A 12,956-nucleotide genomic window follows, 5' to 3' on the forward strand; every position below is an offset into this window, starting at 1 on the left:
GGAGCCGGGGCGCGAGTGGCCGCCGCCGTGACCGCCGGAGGCGTGGCTGCGAGCCGGGGAGGAGGAGGGGCGTCCGCCGGAGCGGGCGCCGCCACCACCGCCGCGGTTGCCCTGGCGTTGGTTGTTTTGTTGGGAACGGCTGCCGTTTTGCATGGGGCTGAGCGGCAGGGGGCCGTTCAGCGACGGGGTGCCGCCGGCGGGTTGGAAAGGGTGGTCGGTGCAGACGGTGATCGTCTGGCGGATGGTGCGTTGCACGTCGCGTAGGACGGAGAGTTCCTCGGGGCAACAGTAGGCGATGGCCTGACCTTCGGCGCCGGCACGAGCGGTGCGGCCGATGCGGTGGACGTAGGCTTCGGGTTCGTCGGGGAGGTCGTAGTTGATGACGAGTTCCACGCCTTTCACGTCGATGCCGCGCGAGGCGATATCGGTGGCGACGAGCACGCGGGACTTGCCGCTGCGGAAGGATTCGAGGGCGCGGGTGCGGGCGCCTTGGGATTTGTTGCCGTGGATGGCGTGGGATTTGACGCCGTCTTTTTCGAGGGCGCGCACGATCTTGTCGGCCCCGTGTTTGGTGCGGGAGAAAACGAGGATGAGGCCGGTGTGGTATTGTTGGAGATGGTGGAGGAGCAGGCGGTGTTTATCGGCCTTGGTGGCGACGTGGCAGAGGAGCTGATCAACGCGGTCGGCGGTGGAGGCGGCGGGGGTGACCTCGACGCGCACGGGGTCGTGGAGGAGGCTGTTGGCGAGCTCGCGGATGGACTCGGGCATGGTGGCCGAGAAGAGCAGCGACTGGCGGCGACGGGGGAGTTTGGTGATGAGGCGTTTGACGACGGGGGCGAAGCCCATGTCGAGCATGCGATCGGCCTCGTCGAGCACGAAGATCTCGACGCGGTCGAGGGCGACGTGGCGTTGGTTGAGGAGGTCTTCGAGTCGGCCGGGGGTGGCGATGACGATATCGACGCCGCGGCGGAGGGCCTCGATCTGCGGGCGCTCGCCGACGCCGCCGAAGATGACGGTGTGTTTCACGGGGACGTGCGCGCCGTATTGGGCGATGTTTTCGGCGATCTGGGCGGCGAGCTCGCGGGTGGGGGTGAGGATCAAGACGCGGGGCGCGCCGGGGACGCGGGGGGCGTTGGACTTGATCAGATGGTTGAGGATGGGGAGGGAAAAGGCGGCGGTCTTGCCGGTCCCGGTCTGGGCGATGCCGATGAGGTCGCGGCCGGCCGCGACGGGCGGGATGGCGCGGGCCTGGATGGGCGAGGGATGGGTGTAGCCTTTGTCGGCGAGGGCGCGTTGGAGAGGCGCGGCCAAGGGCAAGGACGCGAAGGTGACTTCGGAGGATTCTGGTTGCATAACGGTGTGACGCCGGAGGGCGCCATGGATCGATGAGACGAAGGCGTATCTGACGGCCTCTCATCGAAGAATCGTCCGAACGTGGAACCGGGGGCGCCGGTGAGGCGCGGGTTCCGTGAATCGGGCACTAACGGCGAGGGGCGCGGCGGGTGCAAGCGGTAATCTCGCGGCGGGATAGTGCGGTCAATCGCCGCGTTGCAGGAGGGTTTGCGCGAGCAGGGCGGCGGCGAGGCGGGTCTCGACGCCGAGTTTGGGGAGGAGGTTGCCGACGTGTTTTTTCACGGTGCAGACCTGGGTGTTGAGGATGATGGCGATCTCGGGGCTGGTTTTGCCTTGGGCGATCCAGAAGAGCATCTCGGCCTCGCGGGGGGTGAGGCCGAGGGAGCGCAAGTCGTCGGGGGTGGCGGCGCGAGATTGGACGCGGAGGGTGACGAGTTCGGTTTGGTTGACTTGCGAGGTGGCGCCGCGATGGAGGAGGAGGCGGCGGCCGTCGGGCAGGGGGGCGTGTTCGGCGTCCGCGGCGAGGAGGCGTGCGAGTTCCGCCTCGCCGCCGAGCAAGTCGATGAGGGTCCGGGCTTGGGCGGTCGCAAAAAGGAGCTCGTGAGTGAAAGCGCGGGCGAGGAGGACGGGTTCGTCGAGCAGGGTTTGGAGGGCGCGCTCGGCGGTGATGCTGCGTTGGAGGGCGGCGTCGAGGCGCTCGTTTTGCTCCTGGAGGGATTTTTGGAGTTGCCGGATCTCGAGGTGGGCGCGGATGCGGGCGAGGACTTCTTCGGGGTAAACGGGTTTGGTGAGGTAGTCGACGGCGCCGGCTTCGAGGCCGCGGACCTTGTCGTAGGGATCGCCGAGGGCGGTCATGAAAAAGACGGGCACGTCGCGGCCGGCGGGCAGGGCTTTGAGGCGACGGCAGGTTTCGAGGCCGTCGAGGCCGGGCATCATGACGTCGAGGAGGATGAGGTCGGGCTCCTCGACTTCGAGGGCCTCGAGGGCGGCTTCGCCATTTTCGCCGACGAGGACTTTGAAGCCGCGCTCGGCGAGGAAGTCGAAGAGCACGGTGATGTTGTCGGGCGTGTCGTCGACGATCAGCACCGTGGCGGTCGGGGCGGGGGCGGTCATGTGGGATCGGCGGGGGCGAGGTTGCGAGTTTTGAGCAGGATCTGGCGAATGGCACTGGCGCGGTAACGGGCGGCGAGCGAGTCGAGTTGCAGGCGGAACTCGCGGTCCGGTCCGGTGGCGTGGGCGGCGTCGAGTTGCAGGCGCAGGGTGTGCAGGTCGGCCCCGCGGGCGAGTTCGAGCCAGGCCGCGAGAGTGTCGGGCGGGGGGAGGGGGAGGGCGGCGATGGCGTCGGGCGCCAGAGGCGTGATCGCCGGCTCGGTCGCGGTCGGGACGAAGGGGGGTTCGGTGAACGTCCAGACGAGATCCAGTTGCTCGCCGATGGTGCGGAAGAGCAGGGCTTCATCAACGGGCTTCGGCACAAACGCGTCGCAAGCGGTGGCGGGGGCGAGGGTTTGATCGGGAGAAAAAACGCTGGCGCTCACGGCGATGAGGCGGGGGCGCGGGGTGAACTCGCGGAGGCGGCGGGCCGTATCCGCCCCGCTGATACCGGGGAGGCGGAGGTCGAGGAGGACGAGGTGGGCGCGGGTGCTTGACCAGGAGTCGAGCGCGGCTTCGCCGGTGGCGGCTTCGGTGACCTCGAAACCGACGCCACCGAGCATTTCGCGCAGCACGGCGCGGTTGGTCTCCACGTCATCCACGACGAGCACGCGTAGGCGCGGGCCGACGTAGCCGGTGATGCGGAGCGGGGAAGCGCTCGCGACCGGCGCCTCGGCCGGGGTGAAGGCAAGGTCGAACCAGAAGCGCGCGCCGCCGCCGGGCGCGGCATCGACGTGGATGCGACCGCCCATCAGGGCGACGAGGCGTTGACTGATGGGCAGGCCGAGGCCCGTGCCCCCGGGGTCGTCCTCGTGCGGGCCCTGGTGAAACGGCTCGAAGATGGCTTCGCGGGATTCGGGCGGGACGCCGGGGCCGGTGTCGGTGATCTCGAAGCGAACTTTTTCGGCGGCGCGAGAAAGGGCGAGCGTGACACGGCCGCGGGGGGTGAACTTGATGGCGTTGCCGAGCAGGTTGATGAGGACCTGGCGGAGTTTCGTCTCATCGGCCATGACATGAGCGGGGACGTCGGGGCCGAATTCGAGGTGAAAGGAGAGGTGTTTCTCGGTGTTGCGCGGCTCGCAGATCTCGGCGACGCCGGTGGCGAGGCGGCGGAGGGAGCAGGGCCGGAGTTGGAGGCGCATTTTGTCGGCCTCGATTTTCGAGAGGTCGAGAACCTCGTTGATCATGCCGAGCAGGTGTTGGCCGTTGCGGTCGATGACATCGATCCGCGAGCGGCCCTTGGGCGACAGGGAGGGTTCGCGGCGGAGAATTTGGGCGAAGCCGAGGATGGCGTTTAGAGGGGTGCGCAGCTCGTGGCTCATGGCGGCGATGAAGGCGCTTTTGGCGTGGTTGGCGCGCTCCGCCTGGCGCATGGCATCCTCGGCGAGGAGTTTGGCCTGCGCGAGTTGGTGCTCGCTCGCGCGCAGGGTGGCGGTGCGTTCGGCGACGAGCGTTTCGAGGCGTTGGGCGCGGGCGAGACCGCGGCGGGCGGTCCAGCGCATGGTGGCAAACATGAGCGCGAGGACGAGGGCGACGCCGGCGAGGGCGGCCCAGACCGACAGCCACCACGGGGGCGACACGACGTAATCAAAGGCGGCGATCGGGCTCAGGAGGCCGTCGGCGTTGCGCGCCTGTACTTCGAGGCGGTGGCGGCCGGCGGGGAGGCGGGCGATCTCGCGGGTGGTGCCGAGGGTGAAGGGCGACCAATCGCCCGCGCCGTCGCTTAGCAGGCGCGAGCGATAGGTGGTGTGGGCGGCGTGGGCGGGATCGGGCGTGGCAAAGGCAAACGCGATCGCCGGGTGATTGTGCGGGAGCTGAGCACCGGTCGGCGATCCGGCGAGGGCGCCGGAGGCGTGCAGGCGGAGCGTGGGCGGAGCGGCGGGGGCGGGCAGCCCGCGCAAGTCGAGCCGGAGCAGGCCGCGTTCGCCCCCGACCCAAAGGATGTCGCCCTCCGGCAGCAGCGCGTGAATCTCGCCGACGGCGGTGGCGGTGGCGGGCAAGACGCGAAGGGGCTCCGCGGCATCGCGGGCGGTGAGGCGCACTTGCCAACCGAGGTTGGCCGCAACGTCCTCCGCCGCCGGCCCGAGCACCACCCAGCCTTCGTCGGCGGAGGTCGGGGCGAAGCGCGTGATCCGGCGTTGTTCGCCCAAGGTGTCGCGGGTGGCGTGGTCGAGGAGGTTGGGGAACTCGGGATGACCGAGGTCGAAGATGCCGGTGGTGGTGACGGCAATCGGGGTTTCGCCCCAGCGTTGCAGGTCGGAGGCTTCGCCCTGGGTCATGGCGAGGTCGCGTGAGAGGTTGGAGCCGCGGGAGACCTCTTGACCAAACATTCGCATGGTGAGTCTCGCCATGCCGATCAAGTTCGGCCCGCCCGGCGAGGGGTCCGCCAAGCGGCGAGGGACGGGCACGTCGTGGCTTAGGTCGCCGTGGCTGCTGATCGTCCACCACCCCAGCTCGGTCTGCTCGAGGACGGCCCGGGTCCAGGCGGTGGCACGACGGTCGAGGACGTCCCAGCCTGTATCCGTAAGCTTGATACGGCGGGCGCCCAGGTCGCCGGCGAGGTAGAGCAAGTGAGGATCGGCGACCGAGGGGTAAAAACCGGTCACGCGCACGGGGCTGTCGGGGATGAGTTCGAAGCGGTCGTCGCGCAGCGTGAACACGCCGTCGGTCGAGCCGGCGAGCAACTGACCCTGAAAGACGGTGAGCGCGGAAACGCGGTTCTGGGGGCCGGGCAAGGGAGCGAAGCGGGCGCGGCCGGGCGCGGGGTCCGGCGTGAGACGATAGACGCCGGCCTCGGTGCCGGCGTAGAGGCGGCCGTCGTGGCGAACGAGAGAATGAACGGTCGGCGAACTGAGGCCGTTGAAGCGATCAAAGCGCGTGAGATGGAGGGGATGATTCAGGCGGACAATCTGCCCTCCGACGCCTGCCCAGAATTGGCCGCCGGGATCACCGACAATCGGGCGAACGACACCCGGCGGAAGTCCGGTGGTGCTGTCGATGGTCGAGGTGATGTAGCCATCGGCGCGCAGGAAACGCAGCGTGTTGTTTTGATCCACCCAGGCCAAGGCCTCGCCGGGCAGGTCGAACACAAAGTTGAGGCGGGCGGGGATTTCTGGAGCAGAAGGGAAACGACTGCGGCGCACCTCGCCGTCACGCTCCACGTTCACGAGGGTGCCGTCATGCAAGACCAGGCGCAGGCGGCCTTCGTCGAACTCGGTGAGGTGCTTGACGGCGTCGTCCAGAGGCAGCGTGAGCGTGCGGTCGTGTTGCCACGCGCCTTGGTGCCAGCGGGAGAGTTTCTGACGAGCTTCGAGGCGGTAGAGGTGGCGGCCCACACCGATGAAGGGTAATTCCGGGTGCCTGGGGTCCAGATCCCGATAGTGTTGCGACCAAGTAGTCCACCGGCCCGTCGGATCGCTCCAACCGGCGCTTACCTCAGTGGGCGCACCGTCACCGCGAAGGGCGAGGCCCTCGGGCAGCGGGGTGACCATGTAGAAATTCGTGCTCAACACCTCTCGATGCTGTTTTTCGGTCGGTCCAAGGTCCTCCCAATCCCAACCGCCACCGGGCCGTGGTCGGGCGCGAGCGAGAAAATGGCGGGCCCCGACCAAGATACTGCCGTCGGGCTCGCCCAGCACTTGGTGAACAAGCGACTTAGCGGGCAGCGGAACTGTTTCACTGAACCGGCCGTCATGGAGCAGCAACGCGGCGCCGGTCGTGAGGATCAGCCGGCCGTCGGCCAAGCGCCCGATTTGATCGTGGCGAACTTGATTCCGGGGAAGTTCGAGCTGGGCAAGGTGAACGTCGGCATGGCCCAGTTCGGAGGCTCGGGCGGTGGTGAGCCCGAGACCGAAGATCAGGCTCAGGCCGCCGATGACGTAAAGTTTTCCCGGGAACACTGGGTGGCAGAAAGGATTTTCAACGCGGCGGGAGCAAGGCTGCGGGGTAGGGTGTTCTCCCTTGGGAGAATACCCTAATTTCTCCCTTTGCGCTAAGGTGATCTACGTAATGCGTGTATCCCGAGTTTTCGACCATTGCAGCAACACCATGAGATTTATCGCGGCGGCGGTAGGTTTGCCGCTGGCGATTTTGCCGCCCCATGCCATCGCGTTGCCGACGGGCGGCCAGGTCGTCGCGGGTGACGTGTCGATCACCTCGGCGGGCGCGCGCATGGACATCACGCAACTCGGGCAGGCGGGCATCGTGAATTGGGCGGATTTCGGGATCGGGGCGGGCGGGGTCGTCAACATCCACCAAGCCGCCGACGCCGCGCTGCTCAATCGCGTGGTCGGGGCCAACCCGTCGCAACTGCTCGGGCAACTCAACGCGGCCGGCCGCGTTTATCTCATCAACCCCAACGGCGTGCTCGTGGGCGCCGATGCGCGGATCAACGCAGGGAGTTTTTTCGCGACGACGGCGCAGATCGGTGACGCCGCCTTCCTCGCCGGCGGCGACCTCGCTTTTTCCGGCGGCACCGAGGCCGGTATCGTCAACCTCGGCGTCATCCGCGCCACGGCGGGCGATGCCGTGCTCGTCGCGCATCGCGTCGTCAACGCCGGTGAGGTCCACGCGCCGTCCGGCGTGGCCGCGCTTGGGGCGACTACGGAGTTTATCTACTCGCCCTACGGCGACGACCGCCTGCGCATCGTCACGTCCGCCACCGGCGAGGGCGCGGCCGACGGCAAGGGGGTGGACAACAGCGGCCTGGTGGACGCCGCCGAGGCGCGCCTGCAAGCCGCCAACGGCGACCTCTACGAACTCGCGGTCAACCAGACCGGCGTCGTGCGCGCCACCGGGGTAGAGCGGCGCGACGGCCGTGTGCTCCTCACCGCGACCGGCGGCACCGTCGCGGTCACGGGCAACCTCACCGCGCGCAACGCCGATGGCTCCGGCGGCGAGGTGCTGGTGGGCGGGGATTACCAAGGCGCCAACGCCGCCGTGCCCAACGTCGCCTTCACCCGCGTGGGCGCGGAGGCCGTGATCGACGTCGCCGCGACCTCGCCGACGGGCGACGGCGGCCGGGCCATCGTCTGGGCCGACCAGCGAGCGGATTTTGCGGGCAATATCGACGGTCGCGCGGGTGGGTCGGGCGGCGACGGTGCCTTTGCCGAGGTCTCGGGCAAACGCGTGCTCAACTTTGCCGGCCGCGTGGATCTCACCGCCCCGGCCGGTCGCGCCGGCGACCTGTTGCTGGACCCGGTCTCGCTGGAGATCGTCGCCGACGGCACCCAGAGCGACCCGATCAACCTCGATAATAACGTGTCGCTCTTCGGCCAGCGCAACGGAACCGAAACCTCGATCCTGCTCGTCTCGACCCTCCAGGCCCAGCTCGCGCTCAGTAATGTTACTTTGGATACGACCTTGGTCGGCCCGGCCGACTTTCCGGTGGGAGTTCCCCCTGCGGAACCGATCAATTACACCGACGGCTCCATCATGGTCTCAGCCCCGATTTCCTGGACTTCCGGCAATCGGCTGACCTTCGACTCGGGCAACAGCATCCATGTGAACGCCAACATCGACGCCGGCGCCAACGGCTCCATCGAGTTCATCGTCGGCCCGGTGCAAAACTCGTCGATTTCGAATGCTTACTTTACCTTGCCCTCCCTCACCGGCGATCTGGTGCTCGCGGAGAACGCCACGCTCACGGCCGACACGATCATCGCCCGCCGGGGCGGGGAGAATCTCGCATCGTCCTTCGTCTTCGACGGGCCGGGCGGAAGCATCGATCTGCGCGGCGCGGTCACCACCAACGTGCTCGAGATCGGCTACCGTTTGGAACAGTCCAACGGCGATGGCGGTTTCATCCGCGAGATCACCGCCACCAATCCCGCCAATCGCATCAACATCCTCCGCGCTGTCGATCTGGGCGGCCTCCTCCAGGGCGACGTCACCATCGCGGACGGCGCCGACGGGCTCACAGTCGAGGGTGTCTGGGTCGCGGGTCGGGGCGCCGACATCACGCTTTCCACCGTTGGCGATTTGACCCTCGCCGCCGGCGCAGCGTTGAGCACCGGCCTGCTCTACGGCAGCGAAGATGTCCCGCCCTACTCGGACATCGTGCTCGCCGCCCAAGGCGGCCGCTTCATCAACCAGGCGGGAGCCGCCGCGCTGAACCCGACCGGCACCGGTCGCTTTCTGATCTATTCGGCCAACCCCGCCGACGACAACCGCGGCGGCCTCACGGGCGCGCCGGTTTACAACAAGACCTTCGCCGCCAACCCGCCCGGTAGCATCACGCAGACCGGCAATCGCTTCCTCCACGAACTGGCCCCGGTGATCACGGTCACCGCCAACAACCAGACCCGCGAATACGGCGACGCCAACCCCACTTTCACCTTTACCCTCAGCGGCCTGCTGGCGCCGGATGCCGCCGCCGACGTCTACTCCGGCGCGCCCACGCTCGCCACCGCGCTCACGGCCGGCAGCACGGCGGGGACCTACGCCGACGCCATCACCGTGAGCCAGACCGGTTTCACGCTTTCGGACTACGACTACGGCTTTGCGGGTGTCGCGGGCGATCTCACGATCACGCCCGCCCCCCTTGTGGTGACGCCGGCGATCACCACCCGCGAATTCGGCGACGCCAATCCCGCGATCACCGGCACGATCACCGGTTTCAAGAACAGCGAAACCGTCGCCGATCTCACCACCGCGCCGAGCTACGTGACTCCCGCCACCATCCTCTCCCCGGTGGGCACCTACGACATCACCGCCAGCGGCGCGGCCTCGCCCAACTACACCTTCACTTACGCCCCGGGAACGAATCGCTTCAGCGTCACCCCGGCACCGCTCACCATCAAGGCCGATGACGTCGACCGGCTCTACGGCGCCGCCAACCCGGCGTTCACCGCCACCTTCACCGGTCTGAAAAACGCCGACGCACCGGCCGATTTCAACAACCTCGTTTTCACCACACCCGACTCCGATGTGAACACCGGCATCGGCAACGCCTACGTCATCCGCCCGGCCGGCGCGACCAACGCCAACTACGACATTTCTTTCGCGGACGGCGCGCTCACCATCAACCCCGCGCCCCTCACCATCACCGCGCCCGCCGCCGCGATCGAGGTCGGCGATCCGATCCCCGATCCGTCCACCTACGTGGCGACGTTCACCGGTCTGGTCGCCGACGACACCTCGGCCGACTACGCGGGCTCGCTGGTCTTCACCAACGAAGCGAGCGACGGTGCTCCGTTTGGCAACTACGCCATCATCCCTTCCGGCGTCGCCGATCCGAACTACACCATCACCTTCGTCAACGGCCAGCTCACCATCGGGGGGCAGGTGCTCACCATCACGGCGGACAACTTCACCCGTCTCTATGGCGAGGCCAATCCGCTGTTCACCGCCAGCTTTGCCGGATTCCTCCCGGGCGATAACGCGAGCGTGCTGACCTCGCCCGTCACGTTCTCGACCGCCGCCGTGCCGGACTCGCCGGTGGGCACTTACGCCATTATCCCGGGCGGCGCCACGGCGGCCGACTACAACATCTCCTTCGTCAACGGCACGCTCACTGTCGATCCGGCCTCGCTCACCATCCAGGCCAAAAACGCCTCCCGGCTCTACGGCGCGGCCAACCCGGCGTTTTCGGCAACCTTCACCGGTCTCGTCGCCGGTGACACGGCGGCCGACATCGGCGGGATCACCTATTCGACCAACGCCGTCGTCAACTCGGCGGTGGGCGGCAGTTACTTCATCCGGCCGGCCGGCGCGACCAACGCCAACTACACGATCAGCTTCGCCGACGGCGCGCTCACCATCAATCCCGCGCCCCTCACCGTCACCGCGCAAAATGCCACACGTCTCTACGGCGCAGCCGATCCGGTGTTTGCCGCCGACTTCGCCGGTTTTGTCGCGGGCGATACCGCGGCCACCGCCGCGCCCGGCCTCGCTTTTGCGACCAACGCGGTGGTCAACTCGCCCGTCGGCACCGGCTACGCGGTGACGCCCTCGGGCATCACCAACGCCAATTACGCCGTCACCTATGTGCCCGGCGCGTTTAGCATCACCCCGGCGCCGCTCACGATCACGGCCGATAACGCCCAACGCAGCTACGGCGATCCCAACCCTGCCTTCAGCGCCACGTTCGCCGGACTCGTCGCAGGCGACACGGCGGCCGCGTTCCCCGGACTCACCTTTGGCACCGCGCCGCTCAACGCCGCCGTGGGCGCCTACCCGCTCAACGTCACCGGCACGGCCAACGCCAACTACACGACGACCTTTGTGCCCGGCGAACTCACCGTCACGGCCCGCCCGGTGGTGATCACGGCCGAAGACGTGAACGTGGTTTACGGCGAGACCTTCGCCCAGCCCGGTTTCGCGATCACCGGCCTCGCGTCGTTCGACACCGCCTCCGTGTTGGGCTCGATCGAGGTCTTCGGCGCCGGCACCAACGCCGGCACCTACCCGATCAACATCACCGGCGGGGCCAATCCCAACTACGCCGTGTCCCGCGAGCCCGGCACGCTCACCATCACGCGCCGCCCGGCCACCATCACCGCCGACGACGTCACGCGCGAATACGGGGAGGCCAATCCGCCCTTCTTCACCGCCACCTACGCGGGTGTTTTGGAAAGCGACCTGTTCGCCGCCGGCGTGCTTTTCTCCAGTGCGGTCGAGCAGTTCAGCAACGTCGGCACGTATGCGATCACGCCCTTCAATTTCAGCAACGCCGCCAACTACGACATCACCTACGTCGCCGGTGCGTTTAACGTCACCCCCGCGCCGCTCACGCTGCGGCCGGCCGCGATCAGCCGCGTTTACGGCGACGCCAACCCCACGCCCGCCTTCAGCGTGACCGGCCTCAAGGGGACCGATACCCGTCGGGTCGTCAGCGGGGCCACGGCCGAGGTCCCCGCCGGGCGCGCCGCCCCGGTGGGCGAGTATGCCTTCACAGTCACCGGCGCCACCGCGACGAACTATACCATCACCGCCGAGCCCGGCACGCTCACGGTCAGGCCGCGCCCGATCACCATCATCGCGGCCGACGTCACGCGCGTTTACGGCGACGCCAACCCGACCTTCACCATCGCCAATGCCAACACCAACCTCCTGCCCGATCTCGACCCGATCAACGAGGTCGTGCGGCTCGGCACCACGGCCACCTCGACCTCGTTTGTCGGCAACTACGCCATCACGCCCGAGTTGCTCGATCCCAACTACACGCTCACCGCCGCGACGTCCGGCACTCTCCGGATCAACCCGCGGGTGCTGAACATCGTGATCGAAGACGCGTTTCGTTACTTCGGGAACGCAAATCCCGACTTCACCTACCGCCTCCTCGGAGCGCCGCTGCCCGAGGGGTTGGATCTCGCCGGCCAGATCGACCCGCGCCTCGCGGTCAACGCGGACACCACCTCGCCGGCGGGATACTACACCATCATTCCCGGCGGCACTGTTGACCCGCGCCGTTACCGACTGGGTTCGGTCGATCTCGGCGTGCTTACCGTCGCGCCGCGTCCGGTGACCATCAGCGTTAGCAACTTCACGCGGACTTACCCGGCCGGGACCGACCTGAGCACGATCACCCGCTTCGGCGATTTTACCTTCGAGAGCCGCCTGTTGGACGGTCTGACGGGTGAAGAGCTCTCCTTGTCTCTTCCCAGATTCACCTACCAGGTCTTTCCCACGCCTTCGACCACGGTCCAGGTGGTGCGCGATGACTACGCCGAAGTCCTTAGTGAGGCCGGGGGAAACTTCCTCGGGGGCTACGCGCCCTTCTTCGCGCCGCTTCCAACCGAAAATGTCACGGTGACTTTCCCGCGCGCCCCGGGTCTCGCCGCCGTCGGCCAACGCCGCGAGCTCGGCATCGTGCCCACCGGCAACTTACTCGGCGGTAACTCCAACTATGCCGTGACCGCCATCGAGCCGGGAAGGCTCACGCTCCAACGCCCATTCAGGCTCAGCGACGACCAGGAGCTTCGGGACGTGATCGAGCGTCCGCCGTTGGTGGTGCGTTCCTTAAACGATTACCGGACCAACATCGGTCTGCTCTTTAACGATCACGCCGAGGTGGGCGTAACCATGGTGATGGATCATGTGGCGTCGCTTTTTGCGGCTGGCACCGCGAATGACGATCCCCTGGTGCAGGCCATCTTCGGCTCCGACCTCAAGGGTATGGCGGGGGCAAATCCGGCCACCATCCGCGCCTGGCTCAGCGACATCGGGAACGACCCGGCCAAACGCGTCTTGCTGGCCGAACCCCTTGCCAACTACGCGCGGGCGCTGCAGGACCGGCCGGCCTCTACCTACACGGTCGGCGAATCTCGTTTTGTGGAGGTCATCCAAGCCCAGTTGCGCGATGAGCGCGCCAAACTGGTGGATACCCTGGTAGAGGCGCGGAATGTCTGGCGGAAGCAGGCGGCCGCCGCGCCCAACATGGCCGCGATGTTCGACGGCACGGAACCTTATGGAGACTTCATCAAAACCGGGGTGGAAAACTACCTGGTGGAGGC

4 protein-coding genes are annotated in these 12,956 nt (G+C 67.6%); 1 reads left to right on the forward strand and 3 read right to left on the reverse strand.

All coding sequences use genetic code 11. The features are described 5' to 3' along the window. The 3 genes from VB712_RS20170 to VB712_RS20180 form a co-directional block, all read right to left on the reverse strand. On the reverse strand, nucleotides 1-1,353 hold a 1,353-nt coding region (locus VB712_RS20170; protein ID WP_323258123.1), incomplete at its 3' end, for a DEAD/DEAH box helicase. Nucleotides 1,354-1,536: 183 nt separating this feature from the next. Beyond that, the gene (locus tag VB712_RS20175) at nucleotides 1,537-2,466 is read right to left on the reverse strand and encodes a response regulator (protein WP_323258125.1); all 930 of its coding nucleotides are present in this window, start codon (nucleotides 2,464-2,466) and stop codon (nucleotides 1,537-1,539) included. Beyond that, complete coding sequence (locus tag VB712_RS20180; protein WP_323258127.1) at nucleotides 2,463-6,401, reverse strand: ATP-binding protein; 3,939 nt, start codon at nucleotides 6,399-6,401, stop codon at nucleotides 2,463-2,465. Before VB712_RS20180 ends, VB712_RS20175 begins: the two co-directional genes overlap by 4 nt. A 148-nt stretch (nucleotides 6,402-6,549) precedes the next feature. On the opposite strand from VB712_RS20180, the gene VB712_RS20185 reads away from it, so the two are divergent. Beyond that, nucleotides 6,550-12,956 (forward strand): beta strand repeat-containing protein (locus VB712_RS20185; RefSeq protein ID WP_323258129.1); only part of this gene is annotated, 6,407 nt, incomplete at its 3' end.

The organism is Spirulina sp. CCNP1310, from assembly GCF_034932185.1.
Classification (GTDB): Bacteria; Cyanobacteriota; Cyanobacteriia; order Cyanobacteriales; family Spirulinaceae; genus Spirulina.

What these genes read in the sequence shown, in the direction of transcription:
- VB712_RS20175 (WP_323258125.1), bottom strand. Translation starts at nt 2,466, where the DNA reads ATGACCGCCCCCGCCCCGACCGCCACGGTGCTGATCGTCGACGACACG.